At 61.5% G+C, this 21655-nt stretch carries 16 protein-coding genes; 7 read left to right on the top strand and 9 right to left on the bottom strand.

Annotated elements, in window-relative coordinates:
* Positions 1-62: 62 nt before the first annotated feature.
* On the bottom strand, positions 63-1451 hold the full coding sequence (locus CWS72_RS14290) for a sensor domain-containing diguanylate cyclase (RefSeq protein ID WP_158240657.1): 1389 nt from the start codon (positions 1449-1451) through the stop codon (positions 63-65).
* Positions 1452-1749: 298 nt separating this feature from the next.
* On the opposite strand from CWS72_RS14290, the gene CWS72_RS14285 reads away from it, so the two are divergent.
* A complete protein-coding gene (locus tag CWS72_RS14285) occupies positions 1750-1941 on the top strand; it encodes a hypothetical protein (protein ID WP_101251301.1) in 192 nt (63 codons plus the stop codon).
* Between the two features lie 27 nt (positions 1942-1968).
* Here the strand turns inward: CWS72_RS14285 and CWS72_RS27805 are convergent, their stop codons facing one another.
* Positions 1969-3150, bottom strand: a complete 1182-nt coding sequence (locus CWS72_RS27805) for a glycosyltransferase family 4 protein (RefSeq protein WP_158240656.1) — start codon at positions 3148-3150, stop codon at positions 1969-1971.
* 188 nt (positions 3151-3338) lie between these two features.
* On the opposite strand from CWS72_RS27805, the gene CWS72_RS14275 reads away from it, so the two are divergent.
* Positions 3339-4850: a tetratricopeptide repeat protein gene (locus tag CWS72_RS14275; protein ID WP_158240655.1), complete on the top strand. Its 1512-nt coding sequence runs from the start codon at positions 3339-3341 to the stop codon at positions 4848-4850.
* A gap of 11 nt (positions 4851-4861) precedes the next feature.
* Here the strand turns inward: CWS72_RS14275 and CWS72_RS14270 are convergent, their stop codons facing one another.
* The 4 genes from CWS72_RS14270 to CWS72_RS14255 form a co-directional block, all read right to left on the bottom strand.
* The gene (locus tag CWS72_RS14270; RefSeq protein ID WP_158240654.1) at positions 4862-7027 is read right to left on the bottom strand and encodes an FUSC family protein; all 2166 of its coding nucleotides are present in this window, start codon (positions 7025-7027) and stop codon (positions 4862-4864) included.
* Positions 7017-8591: a sensor domain-containing diguanylate cyclase gene (locus tag CWS72_RS14265; protein WP_101251298.1), complete on the bottom strand. Its 1575-nt coding sequence runs from the start codon at positions 8589-8591 to the stop codon at positions 7017-7019. The genes CWS72_RS14270 and CWS72_RS14265 overlap by 11 nt, the downstream gene beginning before the upstream one ends.
* Positions 8592-8773: 182 nt before the next feature.
* Positions 8774-9178, bottom strand: coding sequence for a group III truncated hemoglobin (locus tag CWS72_RS14260; protein WP_101251297.1), 405 nt, complete (start codon positions 9176-9178; stop codon positions 8774-8776).
* Positions 9175-10311: a response regulator gene (locus tag CWS72_RS14255; protein WP_146002754.1), complete on the bottom strand. Its 1137-nt coding sequence runs from the start codon at positions 10309-10311 to the stop codon at positions 9175-9177. Before CWS72_RS14255 ends, CWS72_RS14260 begins: the two co-directional genes overlap by 4 nt.
* A gap of 420 nt (positions 10312-10731) precedes the next feature.
* On the opposite strand from CWS72_RS14255, the gene CWS72_RS14250 reads away from it, so the two are divergent.
* Positions 10732-12510, top strand: a complete 1779-nt coding sequence (locus CWS72_RS14250; protein WP_101251295.1) for an ATP-binding protein — start codon at positions 10732-10734, stop codon at positions 12508-12510.
* 109 nt (positions 12511-12619) lie between these two features.
* On the opposite strand, the gene CWS72_RS14245 is transcribed toward CWS72_RS14250, so the two are convergent.
* Together CWS72_RS14245 and CWS72_RS14240 are read right to left on the bottom strand one after the other, a co-directional pair.
* Entirely contained in the window at positions 12620-14431 is a 1812-nt protein-coding gene (locus CWS72_RS14245) for an alkaline phosphatase family protein (protein WP_101251294.1), read from the bottom strand.
* Between the two features lie 171 nt (positions 14432-14602).
* Complete coding sequence (locus CWS72_RS14240) at positions 14603-15430, bottom strand: flagellin (protein WP_101251293.1); 828 nt, start codon at positions 15428-15430, stop codon at positions 14603-14605.
* Positions 15431-15741: 311 nt separating this feature from the next.
* Between CWS72_RS14240 and CWS72_RS14235 the strand changes: the two genes are divergently transcribed.
* Positions 15742-16587, top strand: a complete 846-nt coding sequence (locus CWS72_RS14235) for an oxidoreductase (protein WP_101251292.1) — start codon at positions 15742-15744, stop codon at positions 16585-16587.
* Positions 16588-16651: 64 nt separating this feature from the next.
* On the opposite strand, the gene CWS72_RS14230 is transcribed toward CWS72_RS14235, so the two are convergent.
* Positions 16652-17692, bottom strand: a complete 1041-nt coding sequence (locus tag CWS72_RS14230; RefSeq protein WP_101251291.1) for a hypothetical protein — start codon at positions 17690-17692, stop codon at positions 16652-16654.
* A 295-nt stretch (positions 17693-17987) separates the two neighbouring features.
* On the opposite strand from CWS72_RS14230, the gene nadA reads away from it, so the two are divergent.
* Genes nadA through nadB form a run of 3 tightly spaced genes read left to right on the top strand, consistent with a single transcriptional unit; the run spans position 17988 to position 21458 of the window.
* Positions 17988-18998, top strand: a complete 1011-nt coding sequence (gene nadA / locus CWS72_RS14225; RefSeq protein ID WP_241911730.1) for a quinolinate synthase NadA — start codon at positions 17988-17990, stop codon at positions 18996-18998.
* Entirely contained in the window at positions 18976-19830 is an 855-nt protein-coding gene (nadC, locus tag CWS72_RS14220) for a carboxylating nicotinate-nucleotide diphosphorylase (protein ID WP_101251289.1), read from the top strand. Before nadA ends, nadC begins: the two co-directional genes overlap by 23 nt.
* Entirely contained in the window at positions 19827-21458 is a 1632-nt protein-coding gene (gene nadB, locus CWS72_RS14215) for an L-aspartate oxidase (RefSeq protein WP_101251288.1), read from the top strand. Before nadC ends, nadB begins: the two co-directional genes overlap by 4 nt.
* Positions 21459-21655 lie beyond the last annotated feature (197 nt).

Genomic DNA, 21655 nt, shown 5'->3' with positions numbered 1-21655 from the left:
TTGTGGAGTCCCTGCGCCATCCGGGCAAGGGCAAGTACCTTTCAAAAGGTAATTTTTCCTTATTAATGGATGAGGGAGCTGCCCTGATATCCGGGACCCATCCCCAGTGCGGCCCGGGTCGTCTCCAATCTGTCGCGTCCCTGGTTCTTGGCGGCGTAGAGGGCGATATCGGCGGCTTCCAGGACTTCCGCCGGTGTCGTCTTGCCCGACAGATCCTCGCAGGCGGCGACGCCGATACTGACGGTGACCACGCCGCGTTCGGTGGCGAAATCATGGGGAATGGCCATGGCCCGGATGGCGTCAAGGACGCGGCTTGCCTGCAGGACGGCCTCGTCGAAACCGGTGTCGCCCAGGATGACGCAGAATTCCTCGCCGCCGAAGCGGGCTGCGAGGTCGGAAGGCCTGTTGGCGAAGCGCTGAAGGATTCCGGCGATCTGGCGCAGCACCTCGTCACCCTTCTGATGGCCGTAAGTGTCATTATACTTCTTGAAGTAATCGACATCGAGGAGGAGGACGGCCAACGGTCGCAGGGAGCGGCTGATCCGGCGCAACTCGCGCTCAAGATGCTCATCGAGACGGCGGCGGTTGGCGATGCCGGTCAGGCCGTCGATTCCGACCAGGGATTCCAAACGGCGGTTGGCTTCGAAGAGACGGGTCGACAAGAGGACGAGATCATGCTGATAGGCGGCCAGAACGAATCCCGAAGCCAGGATGGAATTGAACTTGGAGAGATACCAGCCGACGCTGAATCTCTGGCCGCCGCGCATGGTGACGAGAATATCGAGAACGTTGGCGAACATCGCCAGCACCAGGGCCATTTCGATGGTGGTCCGGCCGCGCGTCTGCCAATAGACGCGGGCCATTGCGCCCGTGGCGACGATGAGAACGAAAACCCAGGGCGCCGCGCCCGGATCGAAATTGTAGGAAACGCCCACCACGATGTCCGGAAGCCACGGTGCGGCGCAAAAAGCGATTGCGATGGCCAGCGTGGCACCGCCCAGACTCAGCGGCAGGATCCGTCCACCATAGCCCGGAACGCGCAAACGCCCGGAATCGATGGCTAGGTAAAGCAGCACCAGGCAAGGAAAACCGCCATGCCAGAACATCCAGAGCCAGGCGGCTGTTTGCGGTCCGCTGCCGGGAAAAGGATCGCCACCGAAAATGCCGGGAAGGGTCAATACGAACCCGAACCCGGTAATCCCTGAAAATAGATAAGCGCCGGACAGTCCGGCGATGCTGCTTTGGCCCGGCAGGCGCGATTGGCCATAAAGGAGGTAGGCGGTCGTGCAACTCATGATCAGAATTGCCGATCCGAAGCATCCGATGAAGGCGGGAACGAGGGGGGCGGCGACATTGCCGTAAACTAGGCCGCAGGCCGAAACCACCGTCAAGGCGATGGCGGTTGCCCATGCCCGGCGCTTTTCTTTTCGGGAAATTTTGAACGCTTCCATGCCCCCTCCGGCCTGTTGGCGATCGGCGCCCCTCGAACAGAGTGTCGCTTTACGTGTCGTCTGGCAAATCAACACAACGGCTCGGGGCGGTTTATCTCTCCAGGTTGAGAAACATGGTTTGGAAACACGTGTTACCAACATGACGCAATGGCGAAATATTCCAGCAACCGGACGGAGCTAGGCTTTTTATCGGACCGCATTGCGACTCGATTGAAATGCGCTCGATCAGTCCCGGCGGCTTGAAACCGGACACGCCATTCCGGCTTGAAAAAGCGGGAGGTCATGTTTGGAGGGAAGAATGAATTTCGTATTGAGCGAAACGGCGAAAGCCGCTTCCGAGTTGGTGCAGCGTCACGGCCTCGATGTCGCCAAAGACATTATCCATCAGCGGGCGTCGCGCCTTGAGCGGCAAGGCAGCTGGCCGGAATACGATCTGGCTCTTCTTTTGCTGAACGCGCTCGAGGATATGCCGGAAAAGAAGGCGGGCTGACGCCCGGCAATCGGCTTTTCCGGCCCGTCAGGAAGCGATGATGGCGTCGATGATGGCGTCCGCCTTGGCCGACCAATCCCAGTCCCGCATGGCGGTGGCGCAGGCCTGTCCACGGGTCCGGGCCTCATCGCGCCGGGTGTAGATGTCCTCCAGGAGGGCCGTCACTTCCTCGACCGAGGATTCTCCCCAATCGGACATGTCCCATTTCGACAGTGTGGGATCGACGGCCGCCTGCCGACGCAAGGGATAGGCGTCGAAGGCGGCGACAAGGTCCCGCTGTCCGGTGTTGTCGGCCAGGATGGTGGGAAGACCCGTGGCCAGACATTCCATGGCCAGAAGATTGGTGCCGCCTTCTCCCCGATTGGGAAAGACCGCGGCATCGGTCGATCGTAGAAGATCGCCCAGGGCATGGTTGGGAACCACACCCAGGTCGATGAAGGCGTCCGCCGGCAGCCCCTGCTCAACGACCCAGGGTACCAGATTGAGCCGGTCGTTGCGCAACGCGGGTACTGACTTGAGGTGGGGGGAGCGGGTCAGGCTGGCGGCCGTCGCCGGCCAGGGCGAATGCCAGGCGCTCACCAGAAGTGAATCTGGGTGCCTGCGATGAAAGGCGGCGAAGGCGGCGATGACGATGTCCTGCCCCTTGCGCAGATGAAGCTGGCCACCGGAAAAGACGACGAATCGGTCGGCGCCGAAGCGGTCCCCGCGCGGTCCCGGGTAGAAGACGCGCCCGTCCACGCCTTGATGACACATCGCCACGTCGGGCAATCCCAGCGACCGGAGCACCTCGGCGTTCCAGTGGCTGCCCGCGATGATCCGGCGGAATCGCCGTGCCCGTTCCAGGCCTTCCGGTGTGAAGCCGCGGCTTTCGAAGAAAATGGAGCCGACGTCCTGCGGGCCGATGTCGATGACCGAGGGGGAAAGGGCGAAATCGTTGAACAAGGCATGGAGTACGGGAAAGGGCGCCGACATCGTCTTGTTCTGCGCCGACATTTGGGCGAGCACCGGCAGGATCGCCTGATGATAGTGGCTGATGGCGGCCTGCACCGCCGCCGCCGCCTCGGGTCCGAGATCGGGCGGGGCCTCGCAGAACAGGACTGGCGTCATGCCGCGTTCCAGAAGTCTCCTGGTCAGGTGATAGGCATAGAGGCCCCAGCCATGATGCTGGGTGAGCTGAGGTTTGACGCCGACGAGCTGATTGCTGTTCACGTTGTTTTTCCCGTCCGTCCGCCCTGGCGCGGCGGTATGAAAATGCCGTCCCTCATACCATGGCCGTCGGGAACCTCCAAATCGCGCGCGTTCAACCGATTGCCCGGCGATCGACGCCTCATCCCCGGATTGCCCGAAATCCGTCGCCTGATATGCTGGCGGCGCCAAGGCGGAAGGGGCGAAAAGTTATGGATCGAACAGTGCGGGCGGCCATCATATCGGCCATTTCATCCGGGGATCTGCCACGGGCGGTGCGTACCGCCCATGGCATCCTCGAATCGGAAGGGCATTACGAGGGCTATTTCGCTCTGGTGACGGCTCTTCTCGATGGCGGACATCCCGAAATGGCGGTCCAATATTTCGCCGTTCTGCGGGACGCCCTGCCAGGCCATTCGCAGGTCGCCTACGGTTATGGCCTCGCCCTGCAAAGGACCGGACGGCTGGAGGAGGCGATCGCTCAATGGCGGCAGGCCGTGGCTCTCTCTCCCGATTTTGTCGACGCCTGTCGCAACCTCGCCATGGGGTTGATCGATACCGGGCGGGACGGCGAGGCCGAGTTTTTTTTGCAAAAGTTGCTCGGGGTTTCCCCACGGGACGCCGAAGCGCTTCTGCATCTGGGCAATATCGCCTTTCGCCGGGGCGCGATGGCCGACGCGCGCGCCCGGTACCAGGACGCATTACGGATCACGCCGCATCTGGCCGACGCCTGGACCAATCTCGGCGAGGCCGAACGGAGTCTGGGGCGTCTTGCGGAAGCCGAGATCTGTCTGCGCGAGGCCCTTAACCAATCGCCCGAATCGCGGCAGGCACATTTCAATCTCGCCGCTTTGCTGTTGGAGCAGGGCCGTTGGGGCGAAGGGTTCGAGCATTTTCAATGGCGTGCCAACTTAAGCCGAATTCCCGGCTCTCTTGCCGAACTGCCCTTGTGGTCGGCCGACCACAAGGGAGCCGGGCGGGTTGCGCTGTGGAACGATCAGGGACTGGGCGACGCCATACTTTTCCTGCGATACGCCGCCCGTTTGAAAGCCCGGGGCGTTCATGTCACAGCCGTCTTGCAGCCGTCCCTGACGCGCCTGGCGGCGACGGTGAGCGGGGTGGACGATGTCTGTTCGCCAGATGGGGCTTTGCCCTCTTTCGATTGCCAGGCGCCGCTGGCCAGTCTTCCCCATCTGCTGGGCGAGCCCGATCCCGGGATGACGGCGCCCTACTTGCCCGTCGGGCCCTCGAAAGGGCGCGCGGGGACGTCCCGATCGATCGGTCTGGTCTGGGCTGCCGGCGCGGACAGCCCCAACGGCCGCGAACGCAGCCTGTCCCTTGACGATTTGGCGCCCCTGTCCATTCTGCCGGATATCGTCTGGCACAGTCTTCAGATGGGAGTGGCCCGGGAGACCATCGCGGCTTCGGCCTGGAGCGGTATCTTGGGCGATTCGACCTCCGAGATCCGGGACTTCGCCGATACCGCGGCCCTCATTGAGGAACTCGATCTGGTGATCAGCGTCGATACCTCGGTGGCGCATCTGGCCGGTGCCATGGGCAAGCCCGTCTGGATTCCCCTCTCCCATCCCAGCGATTGGAAATGGGGGAGGGACGGGGAGGTTTCGGCCTGCTATCCCTCCGCGGTGCTGTTCCGTCAGAACGATGCAGGCGATTGGCGTCCCGTCGTTTCCCGGATGGCCGCCGCTCTCGAACGCGGCACCTGACCGTTGAAAGCTCAACCGGGGTCCGTCAGCCCCGCATCGGCCAGCCGGCGAAGGTCCGTCGCGGCGCGGTGGACCTCGGCGCAGCGCAGCAGCAAGACCTCGTAGGCCTCGGCTCCGGCATCGGCGATCCGCTCGTCGACGGGAAGGTCGGGAGGCAAGGCGACGGCCGGATCGAGGACGGGCTGCAGATCGCGCCGGGTGTCGTCGAGCAGCCGGGCGCAGCGGGCGGGATCAAGCTCGGCTCTTCGGTTGCGGATCAGGAGACGGATCGTGACGATTTGTGCCGCGGTCGTATAGGAGGCGGCCAGCAAACGGCCGTAATGCGGCCACATGGTGCGGACGACCTCGGGTTCGCCCTTCATGCGGGCCGCCGATTCGCTCAAGGCGCCCAACGATTCGATCAGATCCTTGCGGGCCAGTCGGTAGGATTGCTGCGAGGTGCCCCATTGCAGGCATTGGTCGGCATAACGCGCCGTACTGCGCAGCAGGGCCGCGATCATTTGCGGTGCGTCCTGATGTTCCCAGCGGGGCAGGATGCGACTGAACAGATAGGCGATCGACGTGCCGATGACGGTGTCGAGCAAACGGGCCAGGACGGGCGGTGCCTCGACCGGATCGAGCAGATGCAGGGACAGAATCGCCATGACGCAGGCGGCGGTCGAGGTAACCCGGTACTGGACGCGGCCGAAGGCGTGAGCGGTGCCGACCGCCAGCAGCATCACGGTGAGCAGCACCGGCGCCGGCGCGCTCCACAACAGAATTCCCGCGATGACGCAACCGATGGCGGTGCCGATCAGGCGGTCGTTTCGTCTCTGGCGCGTTACACTGTAGCTGGCCCGCAGAATCACGGCGATGGTCAGCAGGATCCAGTTGCCGTGTCGCAGGTCCGGGACCAGGGCGATCAGGGCGTAACCGGTTCCCAGGGACATGGCAAGGCGCAGCGCGTGGCGGAATACCGGAGCCGCCAGATGGAAATGGCGCCGGAGAATGGCGGGCGACAGACTTTGCGGTTGCACGAAGGCATTCAGGTCGACGTCGTCGAGGATGGCGTCGGCTGCCTTCCTGGAGGCCAGAACGGAGGGCAGGCGGGCAAGATGATTGGCCACCCAGGCAAACCGCGAGCGGGTCATGCGGACCGCGCGCAGGGTGCGACGATCCAATCCACCCGACTGGTTCAACCGGGTGGTTTCCTCGGCGATGGCGAACAGAACATCCTGACGATCGGGCAGGGAAAGCCCCTCCTGCCCAGCCAGGAGATCGAGCGCCAATCGGTCGAGATCGGAAGCGAGCAGCCGGGCCAGCGCGGCTACCCTGAGGGCGACCGGCGCGGCCTTGGCGATCAATCGGGAGGGCGCGTGATCGGCGTTCGAGGAAACGATGGCGTCAAGGCTGTCGAGCAGAACGATGAGGGCCGCCGCCAGGCGCATCACCACATCGCTGCGGTGCCCGCTGAACACCAGGATCCGGGCTGTCTGGAGATGGTCGGACAAGGCTGCCTGCTGTTCGACGACACGGACATAGACGGTGGCGGGGTCGCCGTCGCCATCGTAAAGGCCGGCGACGGCGCGCAGGTAGGCCGCGAATTCCCGCATGCATTCACCGACGGCGAGGCGGCGACCGCTGGCCCCCAGCAAATGGGTCACCGCCAGGGCGACGATCACGTAACCGGCGCCTCCCGCCGCGAACAAGGTTTCATAACGGAGCGCTTCGGCCAGGTCGGCGATGGGGGCGCCCAGCGTGAAGACGATGGACAGCATGGTGAGAATACTGAGAGGAATTGCCCAGCGTCCCCAGCCCAGCAGCATGCCGGCGACAAAGCCGAAAAAGACGACCGTCATTCCTTCCGCCCAGGGCAGGTGGGCGGTCACGGCGGCCGCGAACGACGCGAGCACCGCCACGGTCCAGGCGACGGTCATGGTTTTCGCCTTGACCGCCAAGGGGTTGGGCTGGTCGCCGATACTGACGCAGATGGCCCCCGATCCGGCGACCATGGCCGGTTCGAACCCGAACCAGAAGGCCACCATCGCGCTGACGATGCCGACGCCGGTCGAGACGGCGAGACCACTCAGGATGTGCTGGCCGAACAGATATTTGAGAAGCCGCGGATGCAAGGTGCCAAAAGAGGGAGATGCTTCGGTCTTTCCCTGATCCGACGCCTCACTGCGATTATCGAGCATGCCGGGCCTCGTCCACATGCTCGCCCACGGCGACGACGGTGCGGTTGCGGCCGCCATCCTTGGCCTGATACAGAGCGAGGTCGGCTTTCGCCAAAAGATGATCGAGCGTCGTCTGGTTGTCGTCGGTGCCGGCGACACCGAAACTGGCCGTGATTTGAAAAGTCTGACCGCCACTGGAAACCCAGGTCGCCGCGAGGGCCAGCCTGATGCGTTCGGCCAGTCGCTCCGCATTGTCGATGGTGGTCTCGGGAAGCAGGACGGAAAATTCCTCGCCGCCCAGCCGGGCAGCCACGTCGGATTGGCGTAACGATGCCTTGAGATTGGCGGCGAACCAGCGCAACGCGTCGTCACCAGCGGCGTGACCGAAGCGATCGTTGATCTTTTTGAAATGGTCGAGATCGATCGCCAATGCGGAAAGCGGGCGATCATAACGGGTGATGCGTGAAATTTCCCGGGCGCCGAGAATCCAGAACTGGCGTCGGTTGAACAATCCCGTCAACGGATCCGTCTGAGCCATCTGCTCCAGTTCGTCGCGGGTGACCGACAGTTCCCGGATCCGCAGGATCAGATGATGGGCAAGCAGAAGGACCACGGCGGTCAATAGCGCCCCGATCTTGACGACGACGCCCAGAAATTTATGCCATTGAACCAGAATATCTTCGAGGGGCGCGGTGACCATCACCACCAGCGGAAAATCCTGGAAGGCGATGAACGCGGTCAATCTGGGTTTTCCATCAATCAACGATTGCTCGATTTCCAGCACGCCCTGAAGATCCTTTTTCAGTCCGATTTTCCATACGCTACTTTGAATGAGGGAGCTACCTGGCACAAACGGCTGAGCGGGGACGCGGAGCAGGAGCGTTCCGTCACGGTGGGCGAGAAGGATGGAGCCGTTGGGTCTCGGACGGCCCGCTTCATAATGTCTTTCGAGAGACAGGCTGTCGATATCGGCTGATAACAGGAGGATATCTCCGGGCGAGCCGGAGAGCGGGTAGGACATGGGGAGAACCCAATGGCCGTCGATCCGGCTGGCCGTCGGTTTTCCAATGTAAAGCCCCCGGGTTTCCGGATCCCGCTGCGCCTGGACATAGTCCCGGTCGGCGACATTGGTGAGCGGAGCGGTTTCGTCGCCGCCAGCCGCATAAAGGTCTCCCTTGGTGGTGACCAGATGGATATCGACGGGGACTTTTGAAATGCTGTCCAATTGTCGGACGAACAGATTCAATTCGGGGTCATGCCGTGGATCGATTCCCTTATGTTGTTGGTAGTAGATGTTGGCAAGAGACAGAAAAAGCTGAATTTTCGTCAGTTCGTTGCGCGTCTGTTCCTCTGCCACCCGCGCCAACCGTTCGAGGTCGTTCTTGTGGTCTCGGATGGCGGTGCTTCTCGTCTGATGAAGCGCCACGGCGGCGATCACCCAGATGACGATGATCGCCATGCCCGTGGAAAGCAGAACCATCCCGGCGGCGCGACGTTCGCCTGGCCGGTCGATTTGACGCAAAAGCCCGAAAGGCGTCATCTGGAGAAGGCGGAAGCGCGCCAGGCGGACCAAGCGTCCGATCATGGTGCCTCCCGGCTCCGTGGGCCAAGGTTGCGGCCGATCTTGCCCGCAGCGAGGACAGGCCGGTCGTTATTGGACAATCCCACCAACACCGAAGACTCTCCTTGTGTATCGATATCTTCGGTAGAATAGCGTTGATTATTACTTTCGGAAAGGGTTGGTCCCTCCGGTGGGTACGAATCGCTTCACGGGCGCTTTGGCATATGCCGTGACGGATTGCCGTCGGCGTCTTTCCAGGGGAAAAGACCCGCCTTGAAGCTTTCGGTCATATGCCTGGCCTTGGCGATTGCCAACGGGGCCGCCTGCTGCGGCAACACCTCTTCCGCCGTCATGGTGAATAGGGCTAGCCACCGGCCGAAATGCTCAAGTTCGATGGGGAGGCGCATATGGGGGCCGAATGGCGTGCCGCGATAGCGGGCGGTGCCGAGAAGGGCATGGGACCAGAAGTCCTCGACGATCTTGAAATGCCCCTCCCAGTCGTCGATAGCCGCGGCGAACATCGGTCCCAAAAGATCGTCCGCTCGGGCCCGGGCGTAAAAGCCCCGCACCAGATCGGAAATATGCTGTTCCGTGAGGATCGGATCGCTCATGACATCTGTTTCCCGCGCATGGTGTCCAGGAAGACTTCACGGAACCTGGCCAGCAAATCCTGATCGATCTGGCCGGCCATATCATTGGTCATCGTCTTCAGTACGGCTTCCGCCGTCATTTTCGGCTTATAGATGCGGTGGTCCGTCATCGAGCTGAAGATGTCGACGATGGCCGACATGCGGGCCAGTTCATTGAGTTGTCCGGACGCCAAGCCGCGAGGGTAGCCCGAACCGTCCAATCGTTCATGATGCTGGGCCGCGATGGTGACGACGCCTTTCGGCATTTCGGGGCTGGAGCGCAGGAAGTTGACCGCTGCGGGAACGTGGCTTCGGATGATCTCCCATTCCTCTTCGGTGAGGTTCTCGACCTTGTTGAGGATGGAATGGCGGATCGAGATCTTTCCCACGTCGTGGAGCAGCCCTCCACTCGCCAGCAGAATTTGCTGGGCGCGGGGCAGGCCGATGGAATGGCCGAACAGGGCCAGCAGCGTCGCCACGGTCAATGAATGGGCGTAGGTGATGTAGTCATGCTCGCGCACGCCGGCAAGAATACCGGAAAACTGATTGGTGGTGACGGCGTCGACCAGGGCGGAACAGCTTTCCGCCACGGCGCCGTATTGGATCGGCAGCGACTGGTCGTAGATATCGGCAATGCTGTTGTAGAAGGTCAGGGTATCTTGCAAGGCATTGCGCGCGACGAGCGGCAGTTCCTTCCAGGAGCGTTCCACCTTGGTATTGAGTTGGGCCGAGATGGTCTTGACCATGGCGCTGCGCCGGTAGGGCTTGATGATGCAGTCGTTGGCCCCGGCCGCCAGCGCCCCGGCAAGCACGTCGGGATCGCCGTTGTCGGAGACGAACACCACCGGCGTGTGGCCAAGTTCCCGTTCGCAACGCATCGCCCGAAGAAAATTGATCCCGCTCGACGGCGGGACATACTCCCCGATTAGCACCAGGCCGGGCCGGGTCACGCCCAAACCCATCAGGGCGTTGGTGCTGTCGGCATAGGAATGGACCGTATAGAAAGACAGCAGCGCGTCGGAAAGCTGCTCCCGATGGCGCTGATTTCCATCGACGATGGCAACACTTCGCTGCTCGGGTTTATTTGCGCGATGGCCAATCACAATTTTCGACACGCGATATCTGGAATTGGAACAGCCGGACGCGATGGATACGCGTTCCGGGACGGGGTGGAAAGGCGCTCGGACAGGACGAGCGCGGTGCTGGCGCAGATTAATGTCTCGAACACGGTAAAGCGATCCATCAGCCTTCGCACCCGCCCCTTTGAGCAAGCGCGTCGTCTTGATCGGGGAGAGGGGCGAGAATTGGACGCTACAGCCCCAAGCCTATCAATGGCAACGCGTTTCTTTTTTTTACAAGATAGTACATTTTTTTCACATAAGAAACAGTTCTGTAGTTTTCGCGACACCGACCACAGTTGCCTATCAATGTAAAAGCTTATGGATTGCCTGGTAAAGCCAAAGCGAAGCGGCGAGGGTGGCATATCGGGCGCATGTTCTTCATAATGCGATCTCTCGAACGATTTGGATTGGCGCATGTCGATCATTCCCGTTACGGTTGAGGCTCGGGTTCGGGCTGAAAGATTGCATGTTTTAGCCCGCAATCTGCCTTTCACCGCGGCCACCGGGACCCTCGTCGCGCTTCTGGCGACCTGCGGTGCAGCTCAGGTGCATGGGACAAGGGTCTGGCAATGGATGTTCGCCTTCGTTGCCGTCGCTTTGCTGAGAATGGCGATGCTGCCCGTCTATTGGCGTTCTCCGTCCCGGGACATCAAACTCGGCGCGTGGGAGGCGGCGTTGACCGCCAATACCTTTCTGTCCGGATTGATGTGGCTGATCTTCGGATTGCTGACCTTCGTACCCCATGACCCGACCTATGGTTTTTTTCTTGCCATCATCCAGACGGGACTGACCGCGGCATCGGTTGCCAGTCTCTCCGCCAGCCCATTGGCACAACTGTCCTTCGCCATCCCGACGATGGGCGGTCTGATCCTGCCTTTCGCTCTCTCGGGCGAGAGATCGCTGCAGCTTTTGGCCTGCATGGCGGCGGTGTTTTTGCTCGTCATGCTGCTTTCCGGGCGCAGCGCCGAACGGGCGCTGACCCAAACCATCATCCTGAGGTTTGAAAACGAACGGCTGATCGACGAATTGCGGCGGGCATCCCTGAAGGCCGAGTCGGCCAGTTTTGCCAAATCGGAATTTCTTACCACGATGAGTCACGAAATCCGTACGCCGATGAACGGGTTGATCGGAATGACGCAGCTCGTGCTCGATACACAACTTGATGAACAGCAGCGGTCCTATGTGGAAACCATCGGGCAATCAAGCCGCGGCCTTCTGTCCCTGGTCGACGACATTCTTGATTTTTCCAAGTTGGAATCGGGACGGATAGAGCTCGAGACGGTGAGCTTCGACCTGTTCGAGGTCGTACGCTCCGTTCTGGCTCTCATGTCGGCGCGTGCCGAGGAAAAACATCTGCAACTCGTCTATGAGGCCGCCACCGACGTGCCTCGCAATGTGATGGGGGATCCGGCGAAGCTGCGCCAGATTCTGCTCAATCTGATTGGGAATGCCATCAAATTCACCGACAGGGGACGGGTCCGCGTGACGGTGGAGGTGGCCCGGCCGGACGATCCCATATTGTTACGTTTCCAGGTGAGCGACACGGGCATCGGCATGTCCGAGGAAATCCAGCAACGTTTGTTCCAATCTTTCAGTCAGGCCGATTCCTCCATTAGCCGCCGGTATGGCGGTAGTGGTCTTGGATTGGCGATCTGCCGTCGTCTGGTCGAATTGCATCACGGCGAGATCGGTTGCGACAGCCATCCCGGTATCGGCAGCCGCTTCTGGTTCGTTCTGCCTTACAAATCAGGGGGCTCGACCGAAGAGGCGGCTCCGGCGCGGATCAAGGCCGAGGTGGACGACGAATTGGGTTCGCTGCATATCCTTCTGGCCGAGGACAATGTGGTCAACCGCCAGGTGGCGACGGCTTTGCTGGAAAAATGGGGGCACCGGGTGTTCTGTGTCGAAGACGGTCGTCAGGCGCTTGAGGCCGTCACCATCCAATCCTTCGATCTTATTCTGATGGATCTGCAGATGCCGGAAATGGGAGGGCTGGAGGCGACGGAGCGGATCCGCCGGCTTCCCGGTCCAGCGTCGGCCATTCCCATCGTTGCCGTGACGGCCAATGCTTATGACCGTGACCGCCAGCGCTGTTTCGATGCGGGAATGAACGGCTATGTGATCAAGCCGTTCGACTTCACAACCTTGAAGACGGTCATCAGTGCCGCATTGGGCAAGGAGGCGGACGTTTGAATAAGGTCCGGAATACTCTGCCTGACGCCTTTTCTTCCGGCTGCTGCCGGCTCGGCCGGGTTCCCTCGCCCGGAACGGATTTCTTGTCGTTCCGGGCGAGGGTGGTGTTTCAGGGGGTGTCGTCGAGGCCGACGGTCCGGCCGGGAAAGCCCGCCGCGTCGAAATAGCGGGTATTGCCGACCTGCTGATAACGCAAGACGGTCCGATAGCCGTCGGGGCTGGGGGGAGAGCTGATCTCCTTGGCCACGTGGGACGGTTCATGGCCACCGGGCAACGCTTCCGAGATCACCCGGCCGATCAGCTTGCCATGGTTGGGAATGTCGAGTTGAAGAAGGGCTGCCAACGTCTTGCCGACATCGGCGTTGCTGACCGGTGCCGGATCGACGTAGCCGGCCTTGAAGTCGGGACCGATCGCGGCGGTGAAATTATGAGTATCGCCTCGGCTGAAGCTGCCGTGCATGCCTTGGCCCTGTTGCAACCCCGTGTCGGAAACCTCGGCGGTGCAGAGTTCGGGATGTGCGCAACCGGTCGAGACGCTTTTGAAATTGACCGAAATCGCCGGCAGCGGAGTGATGGCCGTTCCTTTCAGATTGACTGAGCTCAACGGCAGGGTGCCGGGGAATTTTCCAAGGGAGTCGTCGACGAACAGGCCGCTGACGTAATCCTGATCCATCAGGGCCTTGACGACCTTCGCGGCCAGGCGCCGATCGACCGGCGGGGGCAGGTAGACGAGATCGGAACCGCCGTTTGCCGCAACCACAACCGCCGGTTTCTTCGGGTCGGTTCCGATCAGGCCGTTGGAAAATTTGGAATGCTTGCCGACGTCGATCTGCGCATTGTCCTGGTCCGGGTCCCACAGGGGAAGATCAAGGGCATTGGCCAAGTCGATGGCGAGAAATCCCGGTGGCAGGAAGCCGCTTGGAACATCCGCGTAGCTCGCTTGCGCCGCGCTGCTGGTCCGGCTTTGCTTGGAAATGGTCGAGAACCCATGATCCGCGCTGACCACGATATCGGTGGTCTGGTCCAGACCTTGTTCTTTCAGGCTTTGGCGGATGGCCGCGAGATTGGCGTCGGCATTGCGGATGGCGGCCATCGAGGTCGGGCCGTTGATGCCGGGCGTCAACTGATTGAGGCTGTCGCCCTGATTGTGTTGCGTGCCATCCGGGTCGCGCGACCAATAGACGACGACGAAAGGTTTGGCCTCCTGCTTGAATTTCGGCAGAACCACCTTGGTCAGGACATCGACGAAATATTTTTGCTGATCGACGTTGGCCGTCGTCGTTCCGGCGGTTGTCGCGTTGCCGGCTTTGCCGTTATCGCCACGGGTCGGGGAAGCGACGGGCAAACCGGCGGCGGTCAGTTTCTCGGTCAGCCAGGATGAAAGGGGAATGCCTTTCGGCGTTCCTGTCTGGTCGTCGATCACCACGGTTTTCTCGCCGCTGCGTTCGGTATGATCGAAAATCAGCGCCGGCCCCAGCTTTCCGATGGTGGCGGTGTTGTAGCCCTTGTTTCGCGCCGCCTTCAAAAGCGTGGTCTCGTTCAGATAATCGCCCGAGAAATGCTCGTCGACGTCACCGAGGACGGGATCGCTCTCAAGGAAAGGGGTCACCGAATTGCCGGCTCCGGGAACCGGATAGCCCGTATAGATGGTGTTGCTGAAATCCCCGGTGTCGCCCAGATAGTGGCCGGTCGCCATGGCCGAGGCGTTGGGCGTGGTGAACGTCGGGAACAGCGAATGGCTGTTGGGAAACGCGACGCCTTGATCGCGGAGCGCCGCCAAGGCTGGCGCCGTTTCCGGCGTCACGATCAGGGAACGCAATCCGTCTGGAACGAAAAGGATGACGTTGTGAGGCGGGGCCGCGAGGACGGGCGTCGCCGACAAGGCCAACCCAACGGCAGCGGTGGCGAAAAGACGTATCATGATGTTGAAATCCCCAGTGAAACTGGAAGATCGTAGAGGCGGACCTCCGGCCGGTGAAGCGAAGGTTCTGTGACAGAAAGTCTTCAAGGGAAAAACCGGCGGCAACCCTCCGATACGTTGCCGCCGGTCCCGCTTCAACCCCTTTTCAGCATGCCCTTGAGGTCGTCGCGGTTAGGATTGGATCAGCTTCAGCAATTCCGACGGCAACTGGGCGGCCTGGGTCAGGGCGGCGACGGAAGCCTGGGTCTTCACGTCGACCGAGGACAACTGCGACTTCACCGAGGCGACGTCGGCGTCGAGAACCACCGAGGCGGCCGCTGAGATGTTCTGCGTGTTGGTGGCGATGACCTGGCTGCTGAAGGAAAACTGCGATTCATAAGCACCGATCTTGGCACGGTCCTTGGTGATCGTATTGATCGCCGAGTTGATTTTGTTGATCGCGCCCAATGCCGTGGCTGCCGTGCTTACCGTCGAACCGCTGGAACCCAGCAGACCCGCGACGGAAACCGAGGCTACCGAAATGGTGATGAAGTTGGACGACAGGGTGCCGACGAGGAATTTCACGTTGCTGAGGAAGGAGCCGGAGAGCAGAGTCTTGCCGGCATAAGTGGTGCTGCTGACGATGCTGCTGATCTCGCTCTTGAGTTGCACATATTCCGTATTGATGTCTTCGGAGCGCTGACTGTTGGTAACCTGACCGGACGCGGCCTCGGTGGCCAGCGCCATCATGCGCTGGAGGACGTTGCTGATCTGCGCCAGGGCGCCGTCGGCCGACTGCAGGATGGCGGTGCCTTGGCTGACGTTGGTCGCATCCTGGTTATAAACGGTGACGCTGGCTTGCAACTGGGTGCCGATGGCGAGGCCGGCGGCGTCGTCGGACGCCTGCACGATGCGCCCGCCGCTGGCCAACTGGGACAGAAGATTGGTCTCTTTGGACGAGTTGTTGTTCAGATAATTTAACGAAGCGTTGGCGGCGTTATTCGTGGATATGACGGGCATGCTTCCCTCCGCTGGCGATACGCCAAAAAAAAAGTTCGTTCGATCCGATGACGAAGCACTTCATGTTGTTAGTACGGATAAGGATAAAAAATCAGGCAAATTTTATGAAAAAAAATAAATCTAGGGTTGTGGTTTTTCACGCAACCAATGGATGTGTAATTAAATCATATATTTATCGTTAATGGCGTCGCGCCTGTCGTCGGACGGCTGGGGGCCTTTTCGGTCCGGAAGGGAGAGTGTCGACGAAATCCGTCTGCGGTGGTTCACTGTCGCAAGATGAAGGGTCTGTGAAAATCAACGGGAGGTTCGTCATGGCCGATTCGGCGGTTTGGCTGATCAGCGGGTGTTCGAGTGGATTCGGGCGGGAACTGGCGGCTGCGGTACTGCGGCGAGGTCAACGGGTGGTGGTTACCGCCCGCAGCCTTGAGACCGTAAAGGATTTCGCCCGCGACTATCCGAAGCTGGCGCTGGTGACGGCCCTCGACGTGACGCGCGCCGACCAGGTCGCGGCGGTCGTCCGGCAGGCCGAGGAAAAATTCGGTCGAATCGACGTGCTGGTGAACAATGCCGGTTACGGTTATCTGGCGGCGCTTGAGGAAGGCGAGGACGCCGAGGTTCGCGCCATGTTCGAGGCCAACGTCTTCGGGCTGATCGCCTTGACCAAGGCGGTGCTGCCGGGGATGCGCAAGCGGCGCAAGGGACATGTCGTCAATATCTCCTCGGTCGGTGGCCTGATTGGTTTTCCCGGGATCGGCTATTACAATGCCACCAAATTTGCCGTCGAGGGGCTGTCGGAGGCTTTGGCCAAGGAGGCGCAACCGCTCGGCATCCGGGTGACCATCGTCGAACCGGGGCCGTTCCGTACCGAATGGGCCGGTCGCAATTTGCGGACGCCCAAGGTGGTCATCGGCGACTATGCCGAGACCGCCGGTGCCCGCCGAGAAATGATCAGCGGCTACAGCGGAAAGCAGCCCGGCGATCCGGCTCGTGCCGCCGAGGCGATCATCGTCGCCGTCGAGACACCCAATTCACCTTTGCATCTCGTGCTGGGGCGTCCGGCCTTCGACGCGGTGAAAAGCAAGATCTCGGAATTTTCCACCGAGTTGGAGAAATGGCGGAGCACCAGCCTGGGCACCGATTTTCCCCGGGAGGACTGACCGCGGTGCCCTCTCACTGGCCACTTCCGGAGCATCCGAGCGTCAGATTTGACGCTCGGATGCTCTATTTGCGTCCCGACATCTGATGGGCGAATTCCCGTCCGGTTTGCCGCAACGAACCGTCTTCCTCGAACAGGGATAGCGTTGAAGGGGTATCGATGCTGAACCAGATTGCCGGGCGGACGCCGGCGGCAAAGGCGGCGCGCAGCAAGGGGCGGACATTGAGCGGGTCGGCGTCCCAGCGCCATTGGCCGAGTTCGTTGCTCATCACCGGTTTACCGCTGGCATGCGCGACCACATCGGCGATGTTGGCGAGAACGGCGGCGTCGCGGCCAAACCAGTGCAGATTGACCATGTCGATGGGAGCCGCCTTGTAGAAGGCGAGCATTTGCTCGCCGTCACGCAGAAGGGCCGTTTTGACGTCGGCCGGCACGTCGGCCGACGTGCGATATTGACACAGGGTTTCGGCGGTTGGTCCGCCATTGGTCCCTGAAAAGGCCCGTTTGGCGAATCCGCACGCCGTTTCGGATGCTCCGCGTTCCAGCATGGTGAACCAGGTGACTGCCGATGCGGCCTCGCTTGACAAACCTCCATTGGTGCAGGCGATGCCCTGGGCGTGGGCGACGGAGCAGGCCGTTGTCAGTTCGCGTCCATAAGCAGCCAGATTTTCGCTCGGCGTCGCCCCGGCGCGATAAAACTGTGGGTTGTTTTCCTCGTTTTCCACGACCAGTATCTTGGGCTTCCACGCATTCAGGATCGAGGTCAGGGTCTGCTTATAGGCCTCCATGTCGGTCGGGGCCGTGGACGGGCGGCGCGGCGTGTAATCCCAACCGCCATTACGCACCGTCAATGCCACGTCGAGCCCGGCGCGGGCGGGTTCGGAACAGATCGGGCAGGAGCTTCCGCTTTGCCAGCGGTCGATGAACACGGCGGGGGGCCGCAGCCAGCCCACCCCGAGACCTTTCGCCCTGGCGGCGACCAGCGACAGGTCATCGCTCCCCTTCGGCCAGAGCATGACTCCGAACGGATTGTCGGCCAGGGCGGGCCCGACGCCGAGCATCACCACCGAAAGAACGGCCGAAACGAAACGTGCGACGAAAGACACCGAAAGCTCCTAGGTTATGACTGTGTTCGCATGGCGTTGATAACCGTCGATAGCTGCAAGTAAACACTATTGCTCCCTGGGTTGGGAGTGCCGCATTCGATGATCTCCCCTGCATGGAAAGAAACGTGAAAGCCGGATGAAACTGGCGGAAAAACGCACTAGCATCGGTTCGGCGCCTCGTCGAAGGCGCTGTTTTTCCCGTCATGCGGATCGATGAGCGGCATGTCAAAGACCTCCGCTCCGACGAATGGCGCCGCCCGGCGCGGTTTTGCGACCGGATCGAGGAGTGTCGATAGTGGAAACGGTGATATTGCCCGGCCGCGAGGCCCTTAGCGGCGACAGGCTCGATCCGACGATCGATCTGTATGGTGAAATCGAGCGTTTGCGCCGGCAACGCAAAGCCGTGATTCTCGCCCATTATTACCAGGATGGCGAAATCCAGGATCTGGCCGATTTTGTCGGTGATTCACTTGATCTGTCGCGCAAGGCGGCGGCCACGGACGCCGAGGTGATCGTCTTTTGCGGTGTTCGTTTCATGGGGGAGGTGGCGAAAATCGTCAGTCCCGGCAAAACAGTGTTGATTCCCGACGCCGAAGCCGGCTGTTCGCTTGAGGACTCCTGCAAGCCCGAGGCATTCCGCCGGTTTCGAGAGCTGCATCCCGATCACTTGGCGCTGACTTACATCAATTGCTCGGCCGAAGTGAAGGCTTTGTCCGACATCATCGTCACCTCGTCGAATGCCGAGGCCATTCTCGCGCAGTTGCCGGCCGATCAGCCGATAGTGTTCGCTCCGGACCGGCATTTGGGGGCTTACCTGGCCAAGAAAAGCGGCCGAAAGATGACGTTGTGGCCGGGAAGCTGCATCATCCACGAACAATTTTCCGAGCGGGAACTGGTAAAGTTGCGCGCGCGCCATCCCCAAGCGCTTGTCGCCGCCCATCCCGAATGTCCGGAAGGCATCCTGCGCCACGCCGATCACGTCGGCTCGACCCGCGCTATTCTCGATTTCGTTCTGGCTAGCGCGGCGAAGGAGTTCATTATCGCAACCGAACCGCACATCATCCATCAGATGCAGAAGGCGGCGCCAGACAAGACCTTCATCGCCGCCGTCGGCATGGATGGCAGTTGCGATTGCGCCCGTTGTCCCTTCATGGCCAGAAACACTCTGGAAAAAATTTATCTCTGCCTGCTCAACGACGCGCCCCGTATCGAGCTTCCCGAGGATCTCCGTCAGGCCGCCTTGAAACCTTTGCAGCGCATGCTCGACATGTCGGTGAACGTGAATGCCCCCGCGCAATCAGCCTGATCTGCACTCTGCGATTTCGCAGGTGATCGATGCCGCCCTGGCCGAGGATATCGGGCCCGGTGACGTCACGAGTTCGTCGGTCATTCCCGCCGATCTGTCTTTTGCCGGTGTGATGGCCGCGCGCGAACCGATGGTGGTCGCCGGCCTGCCTTTCGCCGCCGAGGTTTTCCATCGCGTCGTGCCGAAGGCCAGTTTCACCATGGAGGCGGTCGATGGCGAATATGTGCTCGCCGGAACGGTGCTGGCCAGGATGGCCGGCCCGGCTCGCGGGCTGCTGACCGCCGAGCGCACGGCGCTCAATCTGCTCCAACATCTTTCCGGGATCGCCACGCTGACGCGGCGATATGTCGATGCCATCGCCGGCACGGGAGCGGTGTTGCTCGATACCCGCAAGACCATTCCGGGCCTGCGCCAGGCGGCCAAATACGCCACCCGGATGGGCGGCGCCAGGAATCATCGGATGGGACTCTATGACGGGGTTCTCATCAAGGACAATCATATCGCTGTTTGCGGATCGGTGGCCGAGGCGGTTCGCCGCGCCAAAACCGCCGCGACCGGCAACATCGAGGTGGAGTGCGATACCTTGGAACAAGTGAGTGAAGCGGTGCTTGCAGGCGCCGACATCATTCTGCTCGACAACATGCCTCCCGACATGCTGCGGCGGGCGGTTGGAATCATCGGCGGCAGGGCCAGGACGGAAGCCTCGGGCGGGGTCACCTTCGAGACCATCCGCTCCATCGCCGAAAGCGGTGTGGATTTCATTTCGGTCGGCCGGCTGACCCAATCGGCGCCGGCGGTCGACATCGGTCTCGATTGGGAGGACGCCGAATGAGCGGTCCCATCGTCGATTGTGATGTTCTGGTCATCGGCAGCGGCGCCGGCGGTCTGACAACGGCCCTGCAACTGGCTCCCGACGTGCGTGTCGCTCTTTTGTCGAAGGGCGAATTGGCGGAAGGCAGCACCTACTACGCCCAGGGCGGCATCGCCGCCGTGCTCGATACCGCCGATTCGACCGAACTGCATATCTCGGACACCCTGGTGGCCGGCGACGGCCTATGCGATCCGGTGGCGGTACGTTTCGTCGTGGAAAATGCCAGGAAAGCCATCGAAAAACTGATCGGTTATGGGGTCGAGTTCACCCGGGCCGAGCCCGGTGGCGACGGAAATCTGCCCTACCATCTGACGCGCGAGGGCGGGCATTCCCGGCGGCGTATCATCCATGCCGCCGATGCCACCGGCCGGGCGGTCGAGACGACGCTGGAGAAGCGGATCCGGGGCAGCTCCAACGTCGCCATCTACGATTTTCATCTGGCCATCGATCTGGTTCGCGAGAAGCTGGACGACGGCAGGTTCGGACGCTGCGTCGGCGCCTATGCGCTGGACCGTCGGAGCGGGGTCGTCACCTTGTTTCGCGCCCGCGTCGTGGTGCTGGCCACCGGCGGGGCCAGCAAGGTTTATCTTTATTCCTCGAATCCAGACGCCTGCACGGGCGACGGGATCGCCATGGCATGGCGGGCGGGCTGCCGCGTGGCCAATCTGGAATTCATGCAGTTCCATCCGACCTGCCTATACCATCCGCAAGCCAAGTCCTTTCTGATTTCCGAGGCGGTGCGCGGCGAGGGGGGGCGTCTGCTGCTGCCCAACGGCGAGCGTTTCATGCCGCGTTTCGACGAGCGGGCCGAACTGGCCCCGCGCGATGTGGTGGCCCGGGCCATCGATCACGAGATCAAGCGTCTCGGGATCGAATGCGTCCATCTCGACATCAGCCATCAGCCGGCCGATTTCATCATCGCTCATTTCCCGACCATCCACGCCAAATGTCTGGAATTGGGCATCGATATCACGCGTCAGCCGATGCCCGTGGTGCCGGCCGCCCACTATACCTGTGGCGGGGTGATGATCGACGAGCACGGCCGGACGGACGTTCCCGGTCTTTACGCGGTCGGCGAGGTCTCCTTCACCGGGTTGCACGGGGCCAACCGCATGGCCAGCAATTCGCTTCTCGAATGCCTGGTGTACGGGGCCTCGGCCGCGGCCGACATTACGGGTCGGCTGCCCTCGCTGCCGGTTCCGTCGGACGTGCCTGCCTGGGACGAAAGCTGGGTCACGGATTCCGACGACGAGGTGGTCGTCGCCCACAACTGGGACGAATTGCGGCGTTTCATGTGGGATTACGTGGGGATTGTCCGTTCCGGAAAACGGCTGGAACGGGCCCGTCATCGCGTCGACATGCTGCGGGCCGAGATCGCCGAATATTACGGTAAATTCCGCGTCGGCAACGACCTTCTCGAACTCCGCAACCTGGCCTTGGTGGCCGAACTGATCATCCGTTCGGCCATGGCCCGCCGGGAAAGCCGGGGGTTGCACTATACCCTCGACTATCCGCATGCCGATCCGGTGGCGGCGCCGCAGAACACCATCCTGGTTCCCGAGGGCTTCCGTCTGCCGTCGTTCGATTAGGGCGTGCGGATCGGAAGGGAGGGGGCGTTGGAGTATCCGTATTGTTTAGATTGAATCGCGCTCGTCAGCCCGAGCGGGTAAGAGGGGCAAAAGCGGCGATCTTCACCGCCATATCCCTCGCCCACGCAGTGCTACCGGATTCACACATCTCAAATTTCGTAGTTTTATCAGTGCATTGCCAGCCTTGGATAAAACAG

Origin of the sequence: Telmatospirillum siberiense (assembly GCF_002845745.1) — a bacterium.
Taxonomy (GTDB): domain Bacteria; phylum Pseudomonadota; class Alphaproteobacteria; order Rhodospirillales; family Magnetospirillaceae; genus Telmatospirillum; species Telmatospirillum siberiense.
The sequence above is the reverse complement of the archived record's forward strand: the minus strand, read 5'-3'. Positions and strand labels throughout refer to the sequence as shown.